At 68.8% G+C, this 22,284-nt stretch carries 21 protein-coding genes; 11 read left to right on the forward strand and 10 right to left on the reverse strand.

All coding sequences use genetic code 11. The annotated features are described in order from the left end of the window. The first annotated feature begins 6 nt into the window (after positions 1-6). The 4 genes from V7Q48_RS02065 to V7Q48_RS02080 all read left to right on the forward strand — a co-directional run bounded on the left by V7Q48_RS02065 (position 7) and on the right by V7Q48_RS02080 (position 4,809). Complete coding sequence (locus tag V7Q48_RS02065) at positions 7-1,146, forward strand: 8-amino-7-oxononanoate synthase (RefSeq protein ID WP_333836011.1); 1,140 nt, start codon at positions 7-9, stop codon at positions 1,144-1,146. Next, positions 1,146-1,766, forward strand: a complete 621-nt coding sequence (gene bioD, locus V7Q48_RS02070; protein WP_333835961.1) for a dethiobiotin synthase — start codon at positions 1,146-1,148, stop codon at positions 1,764-1,766. The genes V7Q48_RS02065 and bioD overlap by 1 nt, the downstream gene beginning before the upstream one ends. Beyond that, positions 1,763-3,049, forward strand: coding sequence for an adenosylmethionine--8-amino-7-oxononanoate transaminase (locus V7Q48_RS02075; protein ID WP_333835962.1), 1,287 nt, complete (start codon positions 1,763-1,765; stop codon positions 3,047-3,049). The genes bioD and V7Q48_RS02075 overlap by 4 nt, the downstream gene beginning before the upstream one ends. Positions 3,050-3,213: 164 nt before the next feature. Then, positions 3,214-4,809, forward strand: a complete 1,596-nt coding sequence (locus tag V7Q48_RS02080) for a hypothetical protein (protein ID WP_333835963.1) — start codon at positions 3,214-3,216, stop codon at positions 4,807-4,809. Here the strand turns inward: V7Q48_RS02080 and V7Q48_RS02085 are convergent, their stop codons facing one another. Further along, positions 4,810-5,610: a peptidylprolyl isomerase gene (locus V7Q48_RS02085; RefSeq protein WP_333835964.1), complete on the reverse strand. Its 801-nt coding sequence runs from the start codon at positions 5,608-5,610 to the stop codon at positions 4,810-4,812. Positions 5,611-6,021: 411 nt separating this feature from the next. Between V7Q48_RS02085 and V7Q48_RS02090 the strand changes: the two genes are divergently transcribed. Both V7Q48_RS02090 and V7Q48_RS02095 read left to right on the forward strand, forming a co-directional pair. Further along, entirely contained in the window at positions 6,022-6,579 is a 558-nt protein-coding gene (locus tag V7Q48_RS02090; RefSeq protein WP_442947079.1) for a methyl-accepting chemotaxis protein, read from the forward strand. A gap of 128 nt (positions 6,580-6,707) precedes the next feature. After that, positions 6,708-7,073 (forward strand): energy transducer TonB family protein, encoded by a 366-nt coding sequence (locus V7Q48_RS02095; RefSeq protein ID WP_333835966.1) that lies wholly within the window; start codon positions 6,708-6,710, stop codon positions 7,071-7,073. A 27-nt stretch (positions 7,074-7,100) separates the two neighbouring features. Here the strand turns inward: V7Q48_RS02095 and V7Q48_RS02100 are convergent, their stop codons facing one another. After that, positions 7,101-7,691: a LuxR C-terminal-related transcriptional regulator gene (locus V7Q48_RS02100; RefSeq protein WP_333835967.1), complete on the reverse strand. Its 591-nt coding sequence runs from the start codon at positions 7,689-7,691 to the stop codon at positions 7,101-7,103. 148 nt (positions 7,692-7,839) lie between these two features. Here V7Q48_RS02100 and folE point away from each other — a divergent pair, with 148 nt between their 5' ends. Together folE and V7Q48_RS02110 are read left to right on the forward strand one after the other, a co-directional pair. Next, positions 7,840-8,454 carry a GTP cyclohydrolase I FolE gene (gene folE, locus V7Q48_RS02105; RefSeq protein WP_333835968.1) on the forward strand — a complete coding sequence of 205 codons (615 nt, stop codon included), beginning with the start codon at positions 7,840-7,842 and terminating at the stop codon, positions 8,452-8,454. 78 nt (positions 8,455-8,532) lie between these two features. After that, complete coding sequence (locus V7Q48_RS02110) at positions 8,533-9,510, forward strand: NAD(P)/FAD-dependent oxidoreductase (protein WP_333835969.1); 978 nt, start codon at positions 8,533-8,535, stop codon at positions 9,508-9,510. Positions 9,511-9,535: 25 nt separating this feature from the next. Here the strand turns inward: V7Q48_RS02110 and V7Q48_RS02115 are convergent, their stop codons facing one another. Further along, complete coding sequence (locus V7Q48_RS02115) at positions 9,536-9,868, reverse strand: hypothetical protein (protein ID WP_333835970.1); 333 nt, start codon at positions 9,866-9,868, stop codon at positions 9,536-9,538. Between the two features lie 87 nt (positions 9,869-9,955). Further along, on the reverse strand, positions 9,956-10,348 hold the full coding sequence (locus tag V7Q48_RS02120) for a hypothetical protein (RefSeq protein ID WP_333835972.1): 393 nt from the start codon (positions 10,346-10,348) through the stop codon (positions 9,956-9,958). A 113-nt stretch (positions 10,349-10,461) separates the two neighbouring features. On the opposite strand from V7Q48_RS02120, the gene V7Q48_RS02125 reads away from it, so the two are divergent. After that, entirely contained in the window at positions 10,462-12,549 is a 2,088-nt protein-coding gene (locus tag V7Q48_RS02125) for an energy transducer TonB (RefSeq protein WP_333835974.1), read from the forward strand. Positions 12,550-12,626: 77 nt separating this feature from the next. On the opposite strand, the gene serA is transcribed toward V7Q48_RS02125, so the two are convergent. Both serA and V7Q48_RS02135 read right to left on the reverse strand, forming a co-directional pair. Next, the gene (serA, locus tag V7Q48_RS02130) at positions 12,627-14,210 is read right to left on the reverse strand and encodes a phosphoglycerate dehydrogenase (RefSeq protein WP_333836012.1); all 1,584 of its coding nucleotides are present in this window, start codon (positions 14,208-14,210) and stop codon (positions 12,627-12,629) included. 193 nt (positions 14,211-14,403) lie between these two features. Beyond that, entirely contained in the window at positions 14,404-15,540 is a 1,137-nt protein-coding gene (locus V7Q48_RS02135; protein ID WP_333835976.1) for a phosphoserine transaminase, read from the reverse strand. 230 nt (positions 15,541-15,770) lie between these two features. On the opposite strand from V7Q48_RS02135, the gene V7Q48_RS02140 reads away from it, so the two are divergent. Then, entirely contained in the window at positions 15,771-16,454 is a 684-nt protein-coding gene (locus V7Q48_RS02140; RefSeq protein WP_333835977.1) for an extensin family protein, read from the forward strand. 66 nt (positions 16,455-16,520) lie between these two features. Here V7Q48_RS02140 and V7Q48_RS02145 read toward each other — a convergent pair whose 3' ends face one another. Together V7Q48_RS02145 and V7Q48_RS02150 are read right to left on the reverse strand one after the other, a co-directional pair. After that, on the reverse strand, positions 16,521-17,078 hold the full coding sequence (locus V7Q48_RS02145) for a Dps family protein (RefSeq protein WP_333835978.1): 558 nt from the start codon (positions 17,076-17,078) through the stop codon (positions 16,521-16,523). Positions 17,079-17,184: 106 nt separating this feature from the next. After that, positions 17,185-18,906: an ABC transporter transmembrane domain-containing protein gene (locus V7Q48_RS02150; protein WP_442947077.1), complete on the reverse strand. Its 1,722-nt coding sequence runs from the start codon at positions 18,904-18,906 to the stop codon at positions 17,185-17,187. 383 nt (positions 18,907-19,289) lie between these two features. Here V7Q48_RS02150 and V7Q48_RS02155 point away from each other — a divergent pair, with 383 nt between their 5' ends. Beyond that, entirely contained in the window at positions 19,290-20,561 is a 1,272-nt protein-coding gene (locus V7Q48_RS02155; protein ID WP_333835979.1) for a polyhydroxyalkanoate depolymerase, read from the forward strand. 150 nt (positions 20,562-20,711) lie between these two features. Here the strand turns inward: V7Q48_RS02155 and V7Q48_RS02160 are convergent, their stop codons facing one another. Together V7Q48_RS02160 and V7Q48_RS02165 are read right to left on the reverse strand one after the other, a co-directional pair. Then, positions 20,712-22,073, reverse strand: a complete 1,362-nt coding sequence (locus V7Q48_RS02160) for a putative O-glycosylation ligase, exosortase A system-associated (protein ID WP_333835980.1) — start codon at positions 22,071-22,073, stop codon at positions 20,712-20,714. Continuing rightward, positions 22,066-22,254 carry a hypothetical protein gene (locus V7Q48_RS02165; RefSeq protein WP_333835982.1) on the reverse strand — a complete coding sequence of 63 codons (189 nt, stop codon included), beginning with the start codon at positions 22,252-22,254 and terminating at the stop codon, positions 22,066-22,068. The genes V7Q48_RS02160 and V7Q48_RS02165 overlap by 8 nt, the downstream gene beginning before the upstream one ends. Positions 22,255-22,284 lie beyond the last annotated feature (30 nt).

The raw sequence follows: 22,284 nt of genomic DNA on the forward strand, positions 1-22,284 counted from the left end.
GAGGCCATGACAGACCCTGTCGCCACTTCGCCGTGGCAGGCACAGGCCGCCGACCTGGCAGCCCTGGCCGAGCGGTCCCGCCTGCGCCGGCTGATCCCGCGCGCCGGTATCGACTTTTCCTCCAACGACTATCTCGGTCTCGCGCAGGCGCCGCGCCTGCGCGCCGCTGTTGCCGAGGCGCTGGCGCGCGGCGTCGCGGTCGGTTCGGGTGGGTCGCGCCTGCTGCGCGGCAACGATCCCGAGCACGAGGCGCTGGAGGCCGAGGCCGCCGCATTCTTCGGTTGCGAGGCGGCGCTGTGGTTCGGCGCGGGCTATGCCGCCAATGTCGCGCTGATCAGCACGCTGCCGCAGCGTGGCGACCTCGTGCTGTGCGACGAACTCATCCACGCCTCGGTCCACGAGGGCCTGCGCCTGGCGCGGGCCGAGACCGCGCTCGCCCGGCACAACGACGCGCAAAGTTTCGACGACCGCGCCCGCGCCTGGCGCGCTGCGGGCAACACCGGCACGCTGTGGCTGGCGGTCGAAAGCCTCTATTCGATGGACGGCGACCGTGCCCCGCTCGACGACCTGATCGCGGTGGCCGAGCGCCACGGCGCGGTGCTGGTGATCGACGAAGCCCATGCCACCGGCGTCTTCGGCCCCGACGGTCGCGGTCTGGCCGCGCATCTTGATGGACGCCCCGACGTCGTGGTCTTGCGCACGTGCGGCAAGGCGCTGGGATGCGAAGGCGCACTGGTCTGCGGCCCCGCCGTGGTGCGCGACTTCCTCGTCAATCGCGGTCGCCCCTTCATTTTTTCCACCGCGCCCAGCCCGCTGATGGCGAGCGCGGTGCGCGAGGCCTTGCGCATTTGCGCCGACGAGCCCGAGCGGCGCGCTAGGCTCGAGGCGCTGGTCCGTCATGCGGAAAGGGTGCTCGGCCCGCTGGGCGCGACCGTCAGCGGCAGCCAGGTCCTGCCGCTGATCCTCGGCGACGACGCGCGCACCATGGCGCTGGCGGCAAAGCTCCAGGCCGCCGGGTTCGACGTGCGCGGCATTCGCCCGCCTACGGTGCCCGCCGGCACCAGCCGCCTGCGCATCTCGCTCACGCTCAACGCGACCCCCGCCGACGTCGATGCGCTCGCCGGCACCCTTCGGGAGCATATCTGATGGCCCGCTTCGTCGTCACCGGCACCGACACCGGGATCGGCAAGACCATGTTCAGCGCTGCGCTGACCAGCGCTTTGCAGGCACACTACTGGAAGCCCGTCCAATCGGGTCTCGCCGATGGCGCGGATCGCGACGCGGTGGCGCAGCTGGCAGGCGTGCCGGCCAGCCACTGCGTGCCCGAGGCCTATCGCCTGACCGAGCCGCTCTCCCCCCACCGCGCGGCCGAGCTCGACGGCGTGCATATCGACCCGGCGCGGCTTGCCGTGCCCGATCACGACCCGCTGGTGGTCGAGGGCGCGGGCGGCGCGCTGGTGCCGGTGACGCGCGGCACGCTCTATGCCGACATCTTCGCCTGGTGGAACCTGCCGGTCATCGTCGTGGCGCGTACCGGGCTGGGCACGATCAACCACAGCCTGCTGACGATCGAGGCGCTGCGCGCGCGCGGCGTGCCGATCCACGGGATCGCCTTCGTCGGCGACGCCAACGAGGACAACGAGGCGACCATCGCCGCAATCGCCAAGGTCCGCCGCCTCGGACGCCTGCCGATGCTCGAGACCGTGACGCCGGCCACGCTGGCCACGGCCTTCGCCGCGAACTTCGCGCCCGGAGACTTCGCATGAGCGGCTCGCCGGTCTGGCACCCGTTCTGGCAGCACGGCCTCGAACAGCCGATCCTGCGGGTCGCGCGCGGCGAGGGCGCGGCGCTGGTGCTCGAGGACGGGCGCCGGATGATCGACGCGATTTCCTCGTGGTGGGTGACGACCCACGGGCACAATCACCCCCGGATCATGGCCGCGATCCGCGCGCAGACCGAGCGCCTCGACCAGGTGATCTTCGCCGGCTGGACGCACGAGCCGGCCGAGACCGTGGCGCGCGAACTCACGGCGATGCTGCCGCCGGCGCTGACGCGGGTGTTCTTCTCCGACAGCGGCAGCACCTGCGTCGAAGTCGCGCTCAAGATGGCGCTGGGCTACTGGCACCATACCGGCGAGGCGCGCCAGCGCATCCTGGTGATGCAGCACAGCTATCACGGCGACACGATCGGCACGATGTCGGTCGGCGAGCGCGGGGTCTACAACGCGGCGTACGGCCCGCTGCTGTTCGACGTCGAGTCGATCCCGTTCCCCCTAGCCGATGGCGCCAACACCGTGGCCGCACTCGAAGCCGCGTGCGTCGATACTGGCCACGGCAAGCCCGCTGCGCTGATCGTCGAGCCGCTGGTGTTGGGCGCAGGCGGCATGCTGTTTTACCCGCCCGCCGTGCTCGCCGCGATGGCCGAGGTCTGCCGGCGCCACGACGTGCTGCTGATCGCCGACGAGGTGATGACCGGGTTCGGCCGTACGGGTACGCTGCTGGCATGCGAGCAGGCCGGTGTGGTGCCCGACATCCTGTGCCTCGCCAAGGGGCTCACCGGCGGCTCGATGCCGCTCGCCGTCACCGTCGCGCAGGAGCGGATCTTCGCGGCCCACTGGTCCACCGACCGGGCCAGGACCTTCTTCCATTCCTCCAGCTACACCGCCAACCCGATCGCGTGCGCCGCCGCGGTCGCCAACCTCGCGATATGGCGCGAGGAGCCGGTACGCGAGCGGATCGCGACGCTGGGCTTGCGCCAGGATGCGTTGCTGCAGCGCCTGGCCACGCTGCCCGGCGCGACGGCGCCGCGCCGCTGCGGCACGATCATCGCAGTCGATTTCGAAACCCCCGACGGCGGGTACCTGTCCGCGCTGGCGCCCCATCTCATGGCCTTCGCCCGCGACAACGGCGTGCTGCTGCGCCCGCTGGGCAATACCGTCTATGTGCTGCCGCCCTATTGCATTGCAGAGGACGACCTCGCGCGGGTCGGCGACGTTATCGAGGCAGGGCTGGCTGCGCTCGATTCGGGCAATGGGCACGAATCCACGTAAACTTGCGTATTGGCGCAGGGCTAAGTCTCGGGAAAACTGGCCTCGTCCTTTGTTCGGAGCCGGCCGCAATGCACCACCATCGCAGGTTAGGCTCTCCCGGCGCGCGGCACAATACGTGGCCACGGCGGCGCGTCATTGCGGGAAAGGTGTGCGCCACACTGGCCATGTTCACCCTCCCCGCCTCGGCGGTCGCCGAGTCATCCTTCGTTCTCGGCGTGCAGACCCATTTCAGCCAGGGCTGGCCGCCAACGGGCAACGCGCTCACCGCCGATGTCCTGTCCCCATTGCAGCGCGATTCGCTGCCCTGGCCGATGGGCGAGCCGACCAAGGGCCGCTATGCGCTCGACAGCAGCACCGCGCAGACGCTCAAGGGTGCCTGCAAGGCCGGACGTCGCCTGATCCTGACGCAAGTCCCCGTCCATCCGCTCTACGATGAAGGCCAGTGGGTCTCGTCCGATGCAGGCCGCACCGCGTTCGCCGACTACCTCGTCGCGCTCACGCAGGCCTTCGGCCCGTGCCTCGTCGCGATCGAACTCGGCAACGAGATCAACGGCACGCGCGTCATGCGCTTTGCACCGGGCACCGACAGTACAGCCGCCTATGTCCGCCTCGCCGCCACGGTGCGCGCAAAGCTTGGCGGAAGCCCCGCCCTGCTCGGCGGATCGACCAACATGATCGGCACCGGCTTCCTGCGCCCGCTGTTCGCCGCCGGCCTCCTGACGCAGGTCGACGGCATCGCGGTTCACCCCTATCGCACGCGCGGCGAGGGGGTGGACCTCGAACTGGCGAAGCTGCGCGCGGCGATGGATGCGAGCGGCCGGCGCCTGCCCGTCTGGGCCACCGAGTTCGGCCTTGCCACCGCCGACCAGACTCTGGCCGCGGGCGAGCTGGTCAAGCAGGCGACCCTGCTCGCCGCCAACGATGTCGCCATGGCCAGCTGGTATGCGCTGGTCGACCAATCCGGCTATCCCACCATGGGCCTGGTCTCGGGCAGTGCGCTCAAGGAGCAGGGCCGAGCGTTCCGCTTCCTCCAGGCTGCCGTGCTGCCCAAGGGCCGTCCCTTGCGGCTCGACCTTGGCGATCCCCTGCTCCAGGCCTGGCGCTTCGGGGATGACGTCACCGTGATCTGGGGAACGCTGCGCAGCCTCGTGCTCGGCAGCGGCACGAGGGCCTATTCCCCGACCGGCGCCACGCTGGCGGCGCCCATGATCGGCGAAGAACCCATCGTGCTGATCGGCAAGGGCTTCACCCCCGGCGCCTCATCCGTCGTGGGCGATACCCTGTTCGGCTGGGGCACGGGCGCGTGGCGCTATTTCGTGCGTGCGAAAGACGGCAAGGACACCACGCTCGACTGGATCGACGACACGTGGACCGGCTATTTCGGCAATGCCTATTCGCGGCCTTTGCGGATCAACGCCACGACCGCCGCGGTGGCCGGCACCGGCAGCGCGCCGCTGCGCGCGGTCTGGCGCTATACCGCGCCAGGCGCCCAGTCGCTCGACCTGCGCGCCTGCTTCGCCAAGGCGGCCGTGGGCGATGGCGTGGATCTGACCGTGCTGCACAACGGCAGGCCGGTCTGGCAGGCGGTGCTGGTCGATCGGCAGGCTCCCGGTCCGCTGCCGCTCGACCTCGCGCGCGGCGACACGGTGGACCTGGTCGCCGGCCCCAACCAGTCCGCCGGCGGCGATGCCTTCACCTATCGCCTCACCCTGTTCCGCCGCGGGCAGAGTGCGCCGGTCATCTGCCCCGACGGGGCGTGATCAGGGCTGCGGCGCGGCGGGTGCTGGCGGAGTTGCCGGCGTGGGTGCCGGCGCAGCAGCCGGCGCCGGTGTCGCGTTCGGCACGCGCCGCGCGCTCAGCACCTTGACCGGCTTGTCCAGCATCTGGCCGCGCATCGCCCCCTCGCCGAGCGTCGCCGAAATCGGCTGGTCCCAGATCCTGCGCACGACATCCATGCCCGAGACCACGTGCCCGAATGCGGCATAGCCCAGCTGCCCCTCGGGATCGGGCGATGACGGGTCGGCATCCAGGCCCTGGATGTCCGACAGCAGGATGGAGAAATCCGAGGTCGCCGTGCCGGGGGCCAGACGCGCCATCGAGAGTGTGCCGGCCTTGTGCAGGATGCCCGTCTGCGTGGTCGGCTCGTGCGCGATCGGCTTGAACAGCAGGCGGCTGTCACGAATGCCGCCCTGGAGCAGGCCATTCGGCTGCTGCCCCCATTCAAGGTGCATGGCGCGATAGAACAGCATCCCGTCATAGCGCTTGGCATCGACGTAATGGAGGAAATTGCCCACCGACAGCGGCGCATGCTTGCCATCGAGTTCGACGACGATCGAGCCCAGCTCGGTCACCAGCGCGACCGTTGCCAGATCGGGCACCGGTGCGGGTGCCGGTGGCGGCGCGGGGGTGGCGCTGCGGGCCGTCACGGCCTTGCGCGCGGGCGCTGCGGCCTTGGCCAGCGCTGGCACCGGCATGGTCATCGCCAGCGACAGGGCCAGAGCGAACAGGGAGCCGGCGGCGCGGGCGCGCGGGCGAGACGGCAGGACGAATCGGTGCATCATACCCGCCATGGTGGCGCGGGCGACGGGGCGGGTAAACACGGCATCGGCATGCCCCTCGCGGAAAATACGGCCAGCATTCTTGCGAGCGGGTATGGTTACCGCATCCTTGCCGGCCACCCGCTAGCCTGATCGCCAGCACGCAAAGTGCCGCAAAAGGCGTTCCCCGACATGGCCCATCTGACCCTCCCCGCAAGGCTGCGGACCGCGCTCACCCGTCCCCGCCCGCTGATCCTCGCCCCGCCCGATACGTCGATCGAAGCCGAGCCGCAGCCCCCGCTCGCCCAGATCGCCACGGCCAGCGAGACCATGCAGGCCATGCTCGACCAGATCGCCGCAGCCTCTTCCGCCCTTGCCACGCAGTCGACGCGCCAGGACGAGGCGCTGGAGGATATGACCGCGGCGACGAGTGCGATGCGCGAGGGCGCCCACGTCGCGGGCGCTGCCCTGGCCACCGCGCGCGATGCTTGCCTGGTGGCGCAAGCGCACACCGAGACCATGTACGCGGCAATGCAGGCCATCGCGCAGGATGCGCAGCGCATGGCCGCACTCGTCGCGTCGATCGACAATATCGCCTTCCGCACCAACCTGCTCGCGCTCAACGCCGGCGTCGAAAGCGCCCGCGCGGCGCACGCGGCGGGCGGATTTGCCGTCGTCGCGAGCGAGGCCCGCGCACTGGCCGAACGCAGCGCCGAGGCGGCGCGCGATGCCCGGTCCTGCGTGCAGGCCGCGGCCGAGGGGATCGCGCGCGGCACCGGCCTCGCCGAATGCGCAGCGGCCGCGACGCGGGATGTGGTCGCAGCCATCGCAACCGCATCCACCGCGCTCGACCAGCTCATGCAGGCACCGCTCGATCCGGCCGAACCCGACAGCCTCCTCGAACAGCTCGACCACTTCCGCCACGAGGAAGACCGCGCCTTGCGCCCGGCCCTCAAGCGCGTGCCGGTCGAGGAGGAGTGGATCGCGCTTTGACCCGCCCTACCCTTGCGTAGTCTTGCGTAGGCCCATCGCGCCCACACCCTAACCAACGATCGTCAGGATCGGGCTACCAGGCGGCCCTGCTGTCGCGCTGCCGCCATCGCTCGACAAGGACTGAACCCATGCCCTCTCCCCCTGCCCGCGCTGCATCGGCCCTGCTGGGTTTCGTGGCCATCGGCATGAGCGGTATCGGCATCGGCGGAGCCAGTGCGCAGGGCACGGACTGGTCGCGGCAGGTGACCCGCATCATCGCCGCGAAACAATCCTACCCGCTCTCCGCCCAGAAACGCGGCGAGGAGGGGACGGCCCGCATCAGGGTCTACGTCAATGCATCGGGGGTCGTCGAAAAGACCGAGCTGCTCGGCGGCTCCGGCTCCGCAGCCCTTGATCGCGAGGCCATGGCGCTGCCCCGCCGCGCCGGCACGCTGCCACCGCCGCCGGGCGGGCCGAGGTCGCTGACCCTGCCCATTACCTGGCGGCTGATGTAGCCTGACAGCGGCGCTGCCGGCGGAGCTTCAGAGCCCCGCTTCGACCGCCATGCGGATGGCGTCGGCGCTCGTGCGTACGCCCAGCGTGCGGATGACCGACGAACGGTGCATCTTCACCGTGCGTTCCGACAGCCCCAGTTCGTAGGCGATCTGCTTGTTGAGCTTGCCCGCCGCCATGTGCACGAGGATCTCGCGCTGGCGCGGCGACAATTGCGCGACGCGCTCGCGCGCGATCTGCCCGCGATTGTCGGTGTCGATGTCGCTGCCCTTGCTGACATCGACCTGCGAACCCAGGAAATATTCGAGCTCGCCCTGCGCGTCGAAGATCGGCGCGACCATCACCGCGTTGCGGAACGGGGTGCCGTCCTTCTTGTAGTTGATGATCTCGACCAGCACCGGCCGGCCCTCGCGGATGCCGGCGCGCAGTTCCTCGGTCAGGTCGATCTCGGTGCCCGGGCCACGCAGGAAGCGGCAGTTGCGGCCGATGATTTCGGGGCGCGAATAGCCGGTGAGAGCCTCGAACGCAGCGTTGCACTCGATGATGGGATTATCGGGCAAGCGCGGGTTGCTGACTACGGCAGCAACCGGGCTCGCCGCTATCATCTCGGATATCAGCATGGTTCCTCATGTGGCACGGAGCGCGCGCGGCTCCAGTGTCCTTTCTACCATGTTGTCGCGACAGGGCTGCGACTGCAAGTCGTAATGTGAACGAGGCCGGCCTCTCCTGCCGCACTGTGCGCAGCATCCCCGGCCGGGAGACATCCACATGAACGTCGTCGCCTTCGATTTCCAGAACCATGCCGCGCCGGCAAAACCCGAGGTCCCCGAGCCCGTGCAGGATGCGATCCGCACGCTGCTGCGCTGGGCGGGCGACGACCCGGAACGCGAAGGCCTGATCGACACCCCGGCGCGGGTCGGGCGCGCTTGGCTCGAATACTGCGGCGGCTATCGCGAAGATCCCAGCATCCACCTCACGCGCACGTTCGAGGAAGTCGGCGGCTACGACGAGATTGTCCTGCTGCGCGACATTCCCTTCCAGTCGCACTGCGAGCATCACATGGCGCCGATCACCGGCACCGCCTCGATCGCCTACCTGCCGCGCAACCGCGTGGTCGGCATCTCCAAGCTCGCCCGCGTGCTGCACGGCTATGCCCGCCGCCTGCAGGTTCAGGAACGCCTCACTGCCGAAGTCGCCCAGTGCATCTGGGACCACCTCCAGCCGCAGGGCGTGGCCGTGGTGATCGAGGCGCAGCATGGCTGCATGACCGGACGCGGCGTCCGCACGCCCGGCGTGGGCATGGTCACCAGCCGCATGCTCGGCACCTTCCTCGAGGATGCCAGCAGCCGCAAGGAAGTCATGTCGCTGATGGGTCGCGGCTGACGCATCGAGGTCAATCGGACGACGCGCGCGGCGGACAAGGGGACGGTCCCGCGCGCACGTCAATTGGGGAAAAAGGTGGTGGAGTTCGGGATCATCGGCGCTGGCCTTGCGGGATTGGCCTGTGCGGAGCTACTGGTGGCCACCGGCCATTCGGTCCGCATCTTCGACAAGGGACGTGGCCCCGGTGGCCGGATGTCGACGCGCCGCATCGACACGCCGCAGGGACAGGCGAGCTTCGATCATGGTGCGCAGTTCTGCACCGCCCGCCACGCCGGGTTTGCCGCGCAGATCGCCGACTGGACCAAGCGCGGCGTCACCGCGCCCTGGCCCGATGCCGGCCCTGACGCCCACGTCGGCGTGCCGGGGATGAGCGCCCTCGTCGCCGATCTCGCCCAGCGCCACGACGTCCACTTCGGCACCCTGGTCAAGGGCCTGGTGCGCGATCCGGCCTCAGGCGGCTGGTGGATGGTGATTGACGGCAATCGGCTCGGTCCGTTCGACGCGGTGATCGTCGCCACGCCGGCCGAGCAGGCCGCGCCCCTGCTTTCGCTCCACGCGTTCCCCATGGCGCGCGAGGCGGCAGGCGTCACCTCCGACGCCTGCTGGACGATGATGCTCGCCTTCGACGCGCCGCTCGACCTGCCTTGGACGGTCCATCGCGCGACCGGCCCGGACGCCACGATCGCCTGGGCCGCGCGCAATTCCGCCAAGCCGGGCCGTGCCGATCCCCGCAGCGGTGCGCCCGATTGCTGGGTGGTTCAGGCCGGCGCCGCATGGTCCCGGCAGCACCTTGAACGCGACGCGACCGACATCGCCGGCCTGCTACGCGACGAATTCACGGCGCTTGCCGGCAAGGCGCTGCCCGAACCGCTCGTCGCCACCGCGCACCGCTGGCGCTTTGCCCGCCCGGCCAGCCGCAGCGCCATGGCGTTATGGGAAGGCAGCTTGCGTCTCGGCGCCTGTGGGGACTGGCTGTCCGAACCGACCGTCGAAGGGGCCTGGGCCTCGGGTCAGGCCCTCGCCAGCACGATCCTCGCCCGCGCCAAGGCCGCCTGACACGCCAGACGGCCGCGCGCGGGCCTCAGCGATTAAGGCGTCGCAGATTCGCGCGCACCTTGCGCCGATACATCCGCACCGCACGACTGGTCTGCATCTCGGGTGACGGCAGCGCGCGGCCCTGCCACAGGGCCTCGCCCTGCGCGCGGGCCAGCGCCCACCAGACCTGCCCCAGCGCCTCGACCTTCTCGTCCACCATGCGCCGGCTTTCCGCCGCAGCACGCGGATCGGACAGGGCGATCAGCCACAGCCTGGCCGAAATCACCATCGCCGCCTCGCTCGCCAGCAAGGCCTGCTGTTGCCACAAGCCCATGAGGCGGGCCGCCTGCGCCTGAGCGCTACCGAAATCGGAAATCATCGCGCCTGTACTCCGCCATGGGTCTGGTGGTGCAACGGTTGGCGCGGCCGCCTCGTTCCGCCGCAGTGCACAATACTCAGGCGCGGCTTACCGGGACGCAAGACAATTGCGGCGCCAGGCCGCCAGGTCCGTCGCGGCAATGGAGCCACGCAGGGGCCGGCACGCCCGCCCCGCCGGCCCCATGGCGATCGCCGCAGGCAGGCCGAAACCCTCGCCCAGTTCGCGGTCCGCCAGCCGCCGGGCTTCGACCGCGTCCATCGTATCGACCTGACCGGCCAGTTCGCCACGGATCGGGATCGGCCGGTCGATCCACGCCAGCACAAGGCGATCGGGCGCGGCAGCGCGAACCAGATCCGGCAGGTGGCCAAGTTCTGCCATGCACGGCGCGCACCACCGCGCGCCGAACAGCACGATCTGGTGCGGCATGGTGGCGTCTGCCGCCTCGCCCCAAGCCACGCCGGGCAGCAGCGCCAGCACCATCGCCGTCGCGAGGCGCCTGGCCAGGCCACCGCCGCTCGCCCTGCACCTGATGGACAATCCGACCATGCGACCATACTATTGCCGGACATTTCGATGTAAACGGGGGTTGGGGCATGCGTCGATCGAAACGGCCGGTATGGCAGGCCGCACTGGGCGCTGCCGCCCTGGCCATGCCGGTGCTTGTCATAGCCCAGCCTGTTCCCGGTACATCGTCGGCCCCCGCTACATCGTCTGCTGCCGCCAGCACGGGCAAATCGACGCTCCAGCAACGGTTCGATGCCGCCACCGCCGCCTGGGACGAGGGGAATTGCGCTGCCGCGTTGCCGCTGCTGGCCGCCCTCGCAGCCGAGCCTGCGGTCAAGCCCGGCACGCTGCCCGCCAACCTCATCGGCCTGCGCCGCGGCTACTGCCTGATCCAGACCGGCAAGGCCGACGTCGGCGAGCCGATGCTGGCCGATGCCCTGCCCCGGCTCAAGGATGCGCCGGTCGATCTGTCGGCCGACATCGTGATGGGCGAGACCGCACTCGGTAACCAGGCGATGGCCCGCTGGGACCGCGACACGGCGCTGGCCCACTATCGCACTGCCCTGGCGCTGCTCAAGGGCGAGGCGCGGGCGCCACTGCTGGTGCGCATCGCGATGGTGACGATGTTCGATCGTACCAACACTGCGATCGACGCTGCCAATGAAGGCCTGGCACTGCAGGCCGGCAAGGCCAAGCCGGACAAGGTCATGGAGGCCCGCTGGCACACGCTGATCGGTCGGACCCTGCTCAACCAGGGTGATATTCAGGGCGGCTACGCGCACCTCACCCAGGCCCTGTCGCGCATGGGTGGCCTCGACACGACCGTCAGCCTCGAGGAAGCCATGCTCCGACAGGATCTCGCCCAGGCGGCCCTGCTGACGCACCGCAACGAAGAGGCGCGCCGCTACATGGCGATGTCGGGTGCCGGGCGCATCGCCGGATCTGCCTTCGCGAAGGCCGCTGTGCTCGATGCTCCTACTTGCGGGCCCGATACCGGCCTGAGCCCCGACGACATGGCCGTTATCGAGTTTGCGGTCGACAGCGATGGCCAGGTGATCGGCGCGCAACCGGTCTATTCCACGGCAGGCTATGCCAAAGCCACCGCGCTGGCCCGCGCGGTATCGCAGTGGCGCTGGAAGCCCGAGGATGCCGCCAGTTTGCCGAAATTCTTCCGGTATTCCGCCCGGGTGGAGGTGCGCTGCACGCGCAGCGAGGGAAGCGCCTCGGTCGTCACGCCGGCCCTCGGGGTCATCCATTCGTGGACGTCGCAGCAGCTTGGCGCCGCGATCCCCGACCGGCGCGACGATTGGCCGGCCTGGCTCGCGCTGGCCGAAGCGGCACGGACGAGTGGCAACGCAGCCAGCGAACTTGCCGCCCGCGTCGAGCTTCTCCCGGTCGATCTGCGCAACGCAGACGATCAGATCGCCTCGGTCGATCGTGCCCTCTCACTGCTGGGGGATCCAGCGGTGCCGGCACCGGTACGCAACCTATCGCGCGTGCTGCTCATGCAGGGCCGGGCCAATGCCCTGCGCGAGAAGCGGCACCAGTCTCGCGGGTATGCGCAGCCGATCGATGGCGCTGTCGCTGCACTGGCCGATGAGCCGGCGATCGCGGCCGATCCCCTGGCGCAAAGCACGGCCCTGCTGCTCGCCGTCCCGGCACGGCCGAGCGCCGCCGATGCCGTCCGGGTGACGGCGATGGTCATGCATGTCGCCAACGATGATCGACTGCCTGCGCATCATCCCCTGCGCCAGTATGCACAGTTGCGCCTCGCCAACGATTTCGCGCGCCAGGGCAACATGGTCGAGGCGCAGCGCCGGTTCCTCTCGACCGGCCTCACCGAAACCCAATGCGCACTGATCGGTCCCAAGCCCGTGGTCACGCAAGTCGACACGGCCTCGGCCTACCCGACCTCGGCCATCGAATGGGGCATGGAGGGCTGGACGATCTCGGAATTCGACATTCTCGCCGATGGCCGGACGAGCGGCACTCGCATCCTCGCGTCCTATCCGCCGTTCGTGTTCGACGAGTCCGCGACCCAGATGATGAGCAAGGCCCGCTATCAGTCCAGCTTCCGTCCCACCGGCATGTCCGGCTGCAGCGCCAAGGTCGAGCCGATCACATTCAGCATTCCCGGCAACGCGAACACCGCGCGCGAGGTCAAGCGCAAGTCGTGACACGAAAAAGGGCGCTGCCTTGGCAAGCAGCGCCCCGATTTTCGGACGTCAGGCCGGTCAGGCCATGCCCTGTACGATCAGAACTTCAGCGCCTTGACGAGGCGCACGCCCGGCACTTCACGCGCGGCGGCGAGTACGTCGTCGGCCACCGGGCTGTCGACCGAGAGCAGCAGCACCGCCTCGCCACCGGCCTCGCGGCGGCCGAGGTGGAAGGTGCCGATGTTGATCCCGGCCTTGCCCAGCAGCGTGCCCACCGAGCCGATGAAGCCCGGCACGTCGGTGTTGACGATGTAGAGCATGTCACCGTCGAGATCGGCCTCGATCGCGATGCCGAAGATCTCGACCAGGCGCGGCTGGCTGTTGCCGAACAGCGTTCCGGCCACCGAACGGTCACCCTGGCTGGTGCTGACGGTCACGCGCACCAGCGTGCGGTATTCGCCCTCGCGGTCGTGGCGCACTTCGCGCACGTCCAGCCCGCGTTCCTTGGCGAGGAACGGCGCGTTGACCATGTTCACGGTGTCGGAATACTGCTTCATCACGCCGGTCAGCACCGCGGCGGTGATCGGCTTCTGGTTGAGCTGCGCGGCCGCACCCTCGACCTCGATGGCGATCTTGGTCAGGTTGTCGTGCGCCAGCTGGCCCACCAGCGAACCCAGCTTTTCCGCCAGCGCCATGTAGGGCTTGAGCTTGGGCGCTTCCTCGGCCGAGAGCGAGGGCATGTTGAGCGCGTTGGTCACGCCACCGGTCACCAGGAAGTCGGCCATCTGCTCGGCCACCTGCAGCGCCACGTTGACCTGCGCTTCGGTGGTCGAGGCACCGAGGTGCGGGGTGCAGATGAAGTTGGGCGTGCCGAACAGCGGGCTGTCCTTGGCCGGCTCGGTCTCGAACACGTCGAGCGCGGCACCGGCGATGTGGCCCGCATCCAGCAGGTCCTTCAGCGCCTTCTCGTCGATCAGGCCGCCACGCGCGCAATTGACGATACGCACGCCCTTCTTGGTCTTGGCCAGGTTCTCGGCCGAGAGAATGTTGCGCGTCTGGTCAGTCAGCGGCGTGTGCAGCGTGATGAAGTCGGCCTTGGCGAGCAGCGTATCGAGGTCGGCCTTCTCCACGCCCATTTCCACCGCGCGCTCAGGCGTCAGGAACGGGTCGAACGCCACGACCTTCATGCGCAGGCCGAGCGCACGGCTGGCGACGATCGAGCCGATGTTGCCCGCGCCGATCAGGCCCAGCGTCTTGCCGGTGACCTCGACGCCCATGAAGCGGTTCTTTTCCCACTTGCCGGCCTGGGTCGAGGCGTCGGCCTCGGGCAGCTGGCGGGCGAGCGCGAAGATCAGCGCGATGGCGTGTTCGGCCGTGGTGATCGAGTTGCCGAACGGCGTGTTCATGACCACCACACCCTTCGCCGAGGCGGCCGGGATGTCCACGTTGTCGACGCCGATGCCGGCGCGGCCGACGACCTTGAGGTTGGTCGCGGCCTCGAGGATGTCCTTGGTGACCTTGGTCGAGGAGCGGATCGCAAGACCGTCGTACTGGCCGATGATCGCCTTCAATTCCTCGGGCGTCTTGCCGGTGATCACGTCGACGTCGCAGCCACGCTCTTCGAAGATACGCGCGGCGTTGGGGTCCATCTTGTCGGAAATCAGAACCTTGGGCTTGGTCATGGTCTGGGCTTTCATGGTTGCGCCGAAACGGCGCACGGCCACGGGTGGGCCGGGGGAATGGGGAGTTTCCTATCCTTCGTCACCCCGGGCTCGACCCGGGGTCCCGCTGTTACGCCCCTTGCGGCAACGGCGGCGCAGGGCCCCGGGTCTAGCCCGGGGCGACGGTGTCAAGGATGCATGAACTTCGGGAAAATCAGGCCGCGACCGGCGCGGTCAGCTGGGCATAAGCCCAGTCGAGCCACGGGCCGAGCGCCTCGATGTCGGCGGTGTCGACGGTAGCGCCGCACCAAATGCGCAGGCCCGCCGGGGCATCGCGATATCCCGCGATGTCATAGGCCGCGCCTTCCTTCTCGAGCAGGCCGGCGAACTTCTTGATGAAGTCCGCATCCGCGCCCTCGACGGTGAGGCAGACCGAGGTCTTGGACCGCGTGCCGCTGTCGGCCGCGAGGTGACCCAGCCACTTGCGCTCCGCGACGATCTTGTCGAGCGCGTGGGCATTGGCGGTGCAGCGCGCCTTGAGGCCTTCGAGGCCGCCAACCGACTTGGCCCATTCGAGCGCGAAGATCGCGTCCTCGACGGCCAGCATCGAGGGCGTGTTGATCGTCTCGCCCTTGAAGATGCCTTCGGCGAGCTTGCCCTTGGCCATCAGGCGGAACACCTTGGGCAGCGGCCAAGCGGGGGTGTAGGTCTCGAGACGCTCGACCGCACGCGGGCCGAGAATCAGGACGCCATGCGCGCCCTCGCCACCGAGCACCTTCTGCCACGAGAAGGTCGCGACGTCGATCTTGTGCCAGGGAATGTCGTAGGCGAATACCGCGCTGGTCGCGTCGGCGAAGGACAGGCCCTGGCGGTCGTCGCGGATCCATTCGCCGTCGGGCACGCGCACGCCGCTGGTAGTGCCGTTCCAGGTGAACAGCACGTCGTCGGCCCAGTCCACTTTATCGAGATCGGGGAGCTGGCCGTAGTCGGCGCGCATCACCGTGGGTTCGAGCTTGAGCTGCTTGACTGCATCGGTGACCCAACCTTCACCGAAGCTTTCCCACGCCAGCGTGGTCACGCCGCGCGCGCCCAGCATCGTCCACATCGCCATCTCGAAGGCGCCGGTATCCGAGCCGGGCACGATGCCGATGCGATGCGTGTCGGGCAGCTGCAGCACCTCGCGCATCAGGTCGATGGCGAGCTGCAGGCGCGACTTGCCGATCTTGGCGCGGTGCGAGCGGCCCAGCGATTCGGTGGCGAGCTTGTCGAGAGAATACCCCGGCGGCTTGGCGCACGGACCCGAGGAAAAGAAAGGACGCGCCGGCTTTGCGGCGGGAATACCAACAGTCATGTAAACTCTCCTTACAGAGAGCACGCGCGGCGTTGGGACCGCGTGGCCCGGCGCCGCTTCTAGGGTCGGGGGCAGTCCTGTCAACCGGCCTTTCGTCGGATGTACGGAAAAATGCTGCGCCGCGAGCCGGGCAAATGGCGGCCAGCGGTTCGTCGCAAATTCCCCGATCCGGGCAAGAAGCGGACTTGCCGTTTACCCCGCAGTAACCAAGACTGCCGCATCTGAAACCCATGGCAAGATGGACTTTTCTCGCCTGGGCCATGCTACCGGTGACGACGCTCGCCGGCTGCGTCGATGCCCCGCCCAGCGCCCCCCGCCGCCCGGTGCGGATGGTCTCGCGCCCGGTCGTCCAGCCCATTCCCCCCAGTGCCCAGACCCGCGCCTGCATGATCGGCCTGCGCCGCGAGAACATCGGCTATGCCCCGGTGCCCGACCAGTACTACGGTGCGGGCTGCTCGACGCTGGGCAGCGTGCGGCTGTCGTACCTGCGCAGCGACCGGAGCGAACTGGCGCTCGCCAATGCCGGCCCCGTCACCTGCCAGCTCGCCACCACGCTCCAGGGCTGGGCGCGCTTCGGCGTGGACCGCGCGGCACAGGCGATCCTGGGCAGCCCGCTGGTCAAGATCGAGACGATGGGCAGCTACAACTGCCGCAACGTGGCGGGCACCGCGCGCAAGTCCGCCCATGCCACCGCCAACGCCATCGACGTCTCGGGCTTCCTGCTTGCCGACGGGCGCCGCGTCACCGTGCTGCGCGACTGGCGCGACGCGGACCCGCAGACCCGCGCCTTCCTGCGCACTGTGCGCGATAGCGCCTGCAAGCGCTTCGGCACCGTGCTCAGCCCCGACTACAACGCCGCGCACCGCGACCACCTGCATCTCGAGGTCGGCCCCGCCCGCCCGCTCTGCGCCTGATGCGAAAAGCGGGCGCCATGGCCCTGCCCGACGCCCGCCTTTCACGATGTAACCGATCTGGCTAGTTCAGCCTTCCTGGTGCGCGCGCAGCATCCACATCTGCTTGTCGATGTCGTGCGCGATTTCCTGCAGCATGTTGGCAGTCACCGGATCGTCCTTCTCGACCGCATCGATCCGCTCGTAGAGGCTGTCGCTCTCGCGCTTGAACGCCATCGACAGGGTCTTGATCCCTTCGGCATCGCGCGTCTTGGCAAAAGCCATCTCGGGCACCTTGGAATTGGCGGCCACCGCCGAGGGACGCCCGTCGACCGGCACGCCCAGCGCGCGGTTGCGCTCGGCCACGAGGTCGACATAGCCCGCAACGGTCTTGTAGAAATCGCCGAGCATCTCGTGCGTGCTGTAGAAGGTCGGGCCGGTCACGTTCCAGTGCAGCTGCTGGATGTTCTGCTGAAGGCCGATCAGGTCGTAGAGCGTCGATTGCAGCGCCGCGGTCGTCGCGCGCGAGGGCGCCGGACGCGGCATGATCTGGGCGCCATTGGCGCGATAGACCGACAGGTCCTGCGCGGCGGCAGGGAGCGGAGCCAGCGCAGCGGCGCAAAGCGTGGCAAGGACGATGGAACGCATGGGGGATCCTGACGTGGTTGAATGTACCGTTCAGGTTCCAATACACATTCCAGCAACACACGTTCCGTAATCGCCGCAATGCCCGAAAGACAGCGCTGCCCCCCTGTCAGGCGCCCTCGAACTGCATCCGCGCCAGCCGCGCGTAAAGGCCGTCCTGCGCCGTCAGGCTGGCATGTGTGCCCTGCTCGACGATGCGCCCGCCGTCCATGACGATGATGCGGTCCGCCGCGCGCACGGTGGCGAGGCGGTGGGCAATGACCAGCGTGGTGCGCCCCTCCATCAGGTGGTCGAGTGCGTCCTGCACCAGCCGCTCGCTTTCGGCATCGAGCGCGCTGGTCGCCTCGTCGAGCAGCAGGATCGGCGCATCGCGCAGCACCGCGCGCGCGATCGCCATGCGCTGGCGCTGGCCGCCCGACAGACGGGCCCCGCCCTCGCCCAGGAACGTATCGAGGCCCTCGGGCAGCGCGCGCAGGAAATCTTCGGCATTGGCGGCCCGCGCCGCCGCCCAGATCGCCTCGTCGCTCGCGTCCCACGCGCCATAGCGCAGGTTGTCGCGCGCGTTTGCGGCGAACAGCACCGCCTCCTGCGGCACCAGCGCCATGCGCGCGCGGATCTCGGCCGGGTCGGCCTGGGGCAGCGGCACGCCGTCGATGCGGATCATGCCGCCGTGCGGGTCGTAGAAACGCTGCGCCAGCAAGAACAGCGTCGACTTGCCCGCGCCCGAGGGGCCGACGATCGCCACCGTCTCGCCCGGCTCGATCGTCAGCGAGAAGTCGCTGAGCGCCGAAACTTCGGGCCGGCTGGGATAGCGGAACGACACGTTCTGGAACGCCAGTGCGCCGCGGGGCGGCTGCGGCAACGCGATCGGCCGCGCCGGCGGCGCGATGTCGGGCTGTTCGAGCAGGAGTTCGTTGAGCCGCCCGGCCGCGCCTGCGCCGCGCAGAAGGTCGCCATAGACCTCGGTCAGCGCCCCGCACGAGCCGGCGACGATGCCGCCGGTCAGCACGAAGGCGGCGATCGTCCCGCCGCTCAGGCTGCCGTTGGCGACACCGATCGCGCCCTGCCACATGATCGCGGTGATCCCGCCCATGACGAGGAAGATCACCACCGCGGTCATCACCGCACGGATCAGGATGCGCCGGCGTGCGGTGTCGAACGTGCGCTCGACGGTCGCGGCAAAGCGCGCGCGCTCGCGATCCTCCTGGCCGAATGCCTGGACGATGCGGATCGCGCCGAGCACTTCGGCGACGGTCGCACCGATGTCGGCGACGCGGTCCTGGCTGCTGCGCGAGACCTTGCGCAGCCGGCTGCCGAACCAGGCGATCGGGAAGATCACCACCGGAATGCCGATGACGAGGAACGCGGTCAGCCTCGGCGCAAGGAAGAACAGGTAGATCAGCCCGCCCAGCGCCGTGATCGTGTTGCGCAGCGCGATCGAGACCGTCGTGCCCACGACCTGCTCGATCACGGCGGTGTCCGCCGTCATGCGCGAGGAGATTTCCTTGGGGCTGTTGCTCTCGAAGAAGGCGGGCGGCAGGCGCAGCAGATTGGTCTGCACGCGGGTGCGGATGTCGGCGACCACGCGCTCGCCCAGCCACGAGACGAAGTAGAAGCGGATCGCGGTCGCGATGCCCAGCACCACGACGATCAGCAGCAGGACGTGGAACGCGCTGTCGATCGTCTCCATCTGCGCGCCCTTGCCGAACGCCTGGTCGACGATGCCCTTGAAGCGCGCTGGAATCGCGATCGTGGCGGCGGACGTGGTGAACAGCGCGAGCAGCGCCGCGGCCAGCTGGCGCGGGTACTTGACGCCTTCGGTCCAGATCATTCGCAGCGGCGACAGGCGCCGTGCAGGCGGCGCCGCCGCGGCGCTCTCGGAAGGGGTCGTATCCGGAGCGGGCCGGCCCGGTTCCTGCAACGATTGATCCCGCAAAGGCTGATCCTGCAACGACTGATCCTGCATAGGCTGATCCATGCCGCATCGCCTAGCCGATGCCGCGATGCACCGGAAGAGGGCTTGCAGCGGCAAGGCGTGCTACCCATTTCGAGGACAGGGTCCGAAGCGAATATTTCGACCAGACCCGATCGGTGCATGCTGCGTTGCACTGACAGTGATTCGCAGGCAAACTGCGGCAAACTTCGGCTCGCGATGCCGCGTTGCACCACGCCCGGTGGCGCCCGGATCGCAGCTCAGGAAAGGCAACCGTTTCCGTGCTCTACAAGGCGTATGAAATCCAGCGCTCGCTGCTCAATGCCAGCAGCGCCTGGGCCTCGATGATGGCGGACGTGCTCAACGATCCGCGCCTGCCCTTTTCCGGCTTCGGCCCCAACCAGACGATGGCCTCCGCGCTCGACGTCTTCGCCCATGCCACCGCCCCGCGCGGCAAGCCGGCCTTCGGCATCCGTACCGTCCACGTCGACGGACAGACACACGCGGTCCACGAGACGACCGTGATGGGTCGCCCGTTCTGCGACCTCAAGCGCTTCACCCACGACGGCCTGCCCGACGGCGCGCCGCGCCTGCTGCTGGTTGCGCCGATGAGCGGCCATTACGCCACGCTGCTGCGCGGCACGGTCGAGCGCCTGCTCGAGCGCGCCGAGGTCTACGTGACCGACTGGGCCGATGCCAAGTACGTGCCGCTGGCCGAAGGACACTTCGACCTCGACGACTACATCGACTACCTGATCGCCTTCCTCGAGCACATCGGCCCCGAGGCGCACATGATGGCCGTGTGCCAGCCCTCGGTCCCCGCCTTTGCCGCCACGGCCGTGATGGGCGCGCAGAAGCACCCCTGCCGCCCGCTGACGCTGACGATGATGGGTGGCCCGATCGACACGCGCGAGAGCCCGACCGCGGTCAACGATCACGCGATCGCCAAGCCTTACGTCTGGTTCAAGCACAATGTCATCACCACGGTACCGGAAAACTATCCGGGCGCGGGACGGCAGGTCTATCCGGGCTTCGTCCAGCTCACCAGCTTCATGTCGATGAATCTCGGCAGCCACATGATGAGCCATTACAAGCTGTTCCAGCACATGGTCCAGGGCGCCGAGGAAAGCGCCGAGGCGACCAAACGCTTCTACGACGAGTATCGCTCGGTCTGCGATCTACCGGCAGAATTCTACCTGCAGACGGTCGACGTTGTGTTCCAGCGCCATGCCCTGCCCCAGGGCGAACTGGTCCATCGCGGCAGCGCGGTAGACCTCGCCGCGATCACCGACACTGCGATCCTATGCATCGAGGGCGAGAAGGACGACATCTCGGGCATCGGCCAGACCCGCGCCGCGCTCAAGGTCACGCCCAACCTGCCCGAGGCGATGAAGCAGTACTACCTCGCCGAGGAAGTCGGCCACTACGGCATCTTCAACGGCTCGCGCTGGCGCAAGAAGGTCGCCCCGGTGGTCGAGGCCTGGATGGCCCGCCACGGCACGCGCACCGACATGACCGGCAAGAAGGGCGGCAAGCTGACCGCAGTACAGTGAGCGCGAGGGGCGTTCGGCCCCTCCACCACCGCTTCGCGGCGGTCCCCCTCCCCGCCTGCGGCAGGGAGGATCAGATCCTCCCCACCTCGTGGGGAGGTGGCAGGCGCGAAGCGGCTGACGGAGGGGTGTTCTCTACCGGCAGCGTAACCGTCAGGCCGCCGCCGGCTCCACCACCTTGCGCGTGACGAATGGCACCGGCGCGGCGCGGCGCACCCGGCCGATATAGGCCGAAAGCCCGCATTGCAGGCCGACCAGCATGTAGCAGAACGGCTGGAACGCGATCCCCACGAAGGTCGCGCCGACCATGTAGCAGACTTGCGCCTGCTGCAGCGCATCCGCCAGCGGCGCGACCCAGGCGAAACCCTCGGGCGGGCTCTTGCGATAGCGGCGGCTGATCAGTTCCATCTGGAACACGCCCATGAGGTGCAGCAGCAGCCATAGCCCGAGCCCTGGATAGCCCTGTTCGCCCAGCATCTCGAAGTAGGCGGAGTGATAGGCGCGGCCCTTCTCCTCGATGTGTTCGGTCTGGAGCGCAGCATTGTTGTCGCCGGCATAGTCGGCCTTGACCGTATCGTAGCTCACGTCGTTCTGGAGGTAGGCGTCGAAGCCGCCGCCGAACGGATGGGTCTTGGCAAACTCGATCGTCCACTTCCACACCGCCACGCGCGTCGAGGCGGACTGGTCGGCCTGGTGGTTCTTGATCGTGCCCATGCGCTCGGTGAAGCTTTGCGGCAGCAGCGGCACCGCCACCAGCGCACCGGCGCAGAGCAGCCCGATATAAAGCATCCGCCGCTTGGTCGAGCGCAGCATCATCGCCGCCAGCACCGCTGCACAGATCAGCCCGGTGCGCGCCTGCGTGCCAATCGGCATGAGAATGCACGAGAAGCATATCCCGGCGGCAAACAGCTTGGCCTTCCAGTCCGGCTTGAAGATCGTGCCGTGGTTGGCCAGCCACAGCGCGAGCGGGATGACGCACATCGCCACCGTGGAGATGATCGAGCCTTCGTAAAGCCCGGTATTGTCGTTCACCAGCAGCTTGAGCTCGCCATAACCGCCACCCGAGCCCAGCGTCTTGATCCCGCCGCCGATGACGATCACGCCGACCGAGAGCACCATAGTCAGGGTCAGCGCCTCGATCCTCAGCCGCGTGCGCAGCGTCAGCGGCAGGAACAGCGCGAAGACCAGCGCCTTCCACACCCAGGCCCACTTGGCCGCGGCCTCGACCGGGAAATCGGCCGTACGCGTGGTCAGCCCGCAATAGATAAGCAGCAGCAACAGCACGAACTGGCGCGGACTGACGCGCACGCCGTTCTTGTCCTCCGCTACGATCCAGCCGAGCAAGGCGCAGGAAAACGCGATCAGCGAGATCGGGATATGAGTCAGGAAGCCCCAGCTGACCTTCTGCGGCGCGACGATGTCGATGTAGGTATAGGCGAGCACGAACAGGAACGGCCGCTTGAGCCCGGCGCCCAGGAACGCCAGGCAGAACGCGGTAAAGAACAGGTCAAGCATCGGGGCCGCCCGTGCTGCCGCCACCATCCGCCGGCGGACCCGTCCGGCGGACCCGGCCGAGCAGGGAGGGCCGGCGATTGGGCAAGGCCGGATCGTCGTCGAGATCCTCGCGGCGGACCAGCGCCCAGATCATCAGTGCCATCAGGATATGCGGCACGAATATGGTAATCTTGTCGATCATGGCCGGCGGCCGCGCATTCCCTGTGGGCGC

Origin of the sequence: Novosphingobium sp., from assembly GCF_036803765.1 — a bacterium.
Taxonomy (GTDB): Bacteria; Pseudomonadota; Alphaproteobacteria; order Sphingomonadales; family Sphingomonadaceae; genus Novosphingobium.

Coding starts and splice junctions, on each gene's coding strand:
- V7Q48_RS02065 (WP_333836011.1), top strand. CDS start 7: ATGACAGACCCTGTCGCCACTTCGCCGTGGCAGGCACAGGCCGCCGAC.
- bioD (WP_333835961.1), top strand. CDS start 1,146: ATGGCCCGCTTCGTCGTCACCGGCACCGACACCGGGATCGGCAAGACC.
- V7Q48_RS02075 (WP_333835962.1), top strand. CDS start 1,763: ATGAGCGGCTCGCCGGTCTGGCACCCGTTCTGGCAGCACGGCCTCGAA.
- V7Q48_RS02080 (WP_333835963.1), top strand. CDS start 3,214: ATGTTCACCCTCCCCGCCTCGGCGGTCGCCGAGTCATCCTTCGTTCTC.
- V7Q48_RS02085 (WP_333835964.1), bottom strand. CDS start 5,610: ATGATGCACCGATTCGTCCTGCCGTCTCGCCCGCGCGCCCGCGCCGCC.
- V7Q48_RS02090 (WP_442947079.1), top strand. CDS start 6,022: ATGCGCGAGGGCGCCCACGTCGCGGGCGCTGCCCTGGCCACCGCGCGC.
- V7Q48_RS02095 (WP_333835966.1), top strand. CDS start 6,708: ATGCCCTCTCCCCCTGCCCGCGCTGCATCGGCCCTGCTGGGTTTCGTG.
- V7Q48_RS02100 (WP_333835967.1), bottom strand. CDS start 7,691: ATGCTGATATCCGAGATGATAGCGGCGAGCCCGGTTGCTGCCGTAGTC.
- folE (WP_333835968.1), top strand. CDS start 7,840: ATGAACGTCGTCGCCTTCGATTTCCAGAACCATGCCGCGCCGGCAAAA.
- V7Q48_RS02115 (WP_333835970.1), bottom strand. CDS start 9,868: ATGATTTCCGATTTCGGTAGCGCTCAGGCGCAGGCGGCCCGCCTCATG.
- V7Q48_RS02120 (WP_333835972.1), bottom strand. CDS start 10,348: ATGGTGCTGGCGCTGCTGCCCGGCGTGGCTTGGGGCGAGGCGGCAGAC.
- V7Q48_RS02125 (WP_333835974.1), top strand. CDS start 10,462: ATGCGTCGATCGAAACGGCCGGTATGGCAGGCCGCACTGGGCGCTGCC.
- serA (WP_333836012.1), bottom strand. CDS start 14,210: ATGACCAAGCCCAAGGTTCTGATTTCCGACAAGATGGACCCCAACGCC.
- V7Q48_RS02135 (WP_333835976.1), bottom strand. CDS start 15,540: ATGACTGTTGGTATTCCCGCCGCAAAGCCGGCGCGTCCTTTCTTTTCC.
- V7Q48_RS02140 (WP_333835977.1), top strand. CDS start 15,771: ATGGCAAGATGGACTTTTCTCGCCTGGGCCATGCTACCGGTGACGACG.
- V7Q48_RS02145 (WP_333835978.1), bottom strand. CDS start 17,078: ATGCGTTCCATCGTCCTTGCCACGCTTTGCGCCGCTGCGCTGGCTCCG.
- V7Q48_RS02150 (WP_442947077.1), bottom strand. CDS start 18,906: ATGATCTGGACCGAAGGCGTCAAGTACCCGCGCCAGCTGGCCGCGGCG.
- V7Q48_RS02160 (WP_333835980.1), bottom strand. CDS start 22,073: ATGCTTGACCTGTTCTTTACCGCGTTCTGCCTGGCGTTCCTGGGCGCC.
- V7Q48_RS02165 (WP_333835982.1), bottom strand. CDS start 22,254: ATGATCGACAAGATTACCATATTCGTGCCGCATATCCTGATGGCACTG.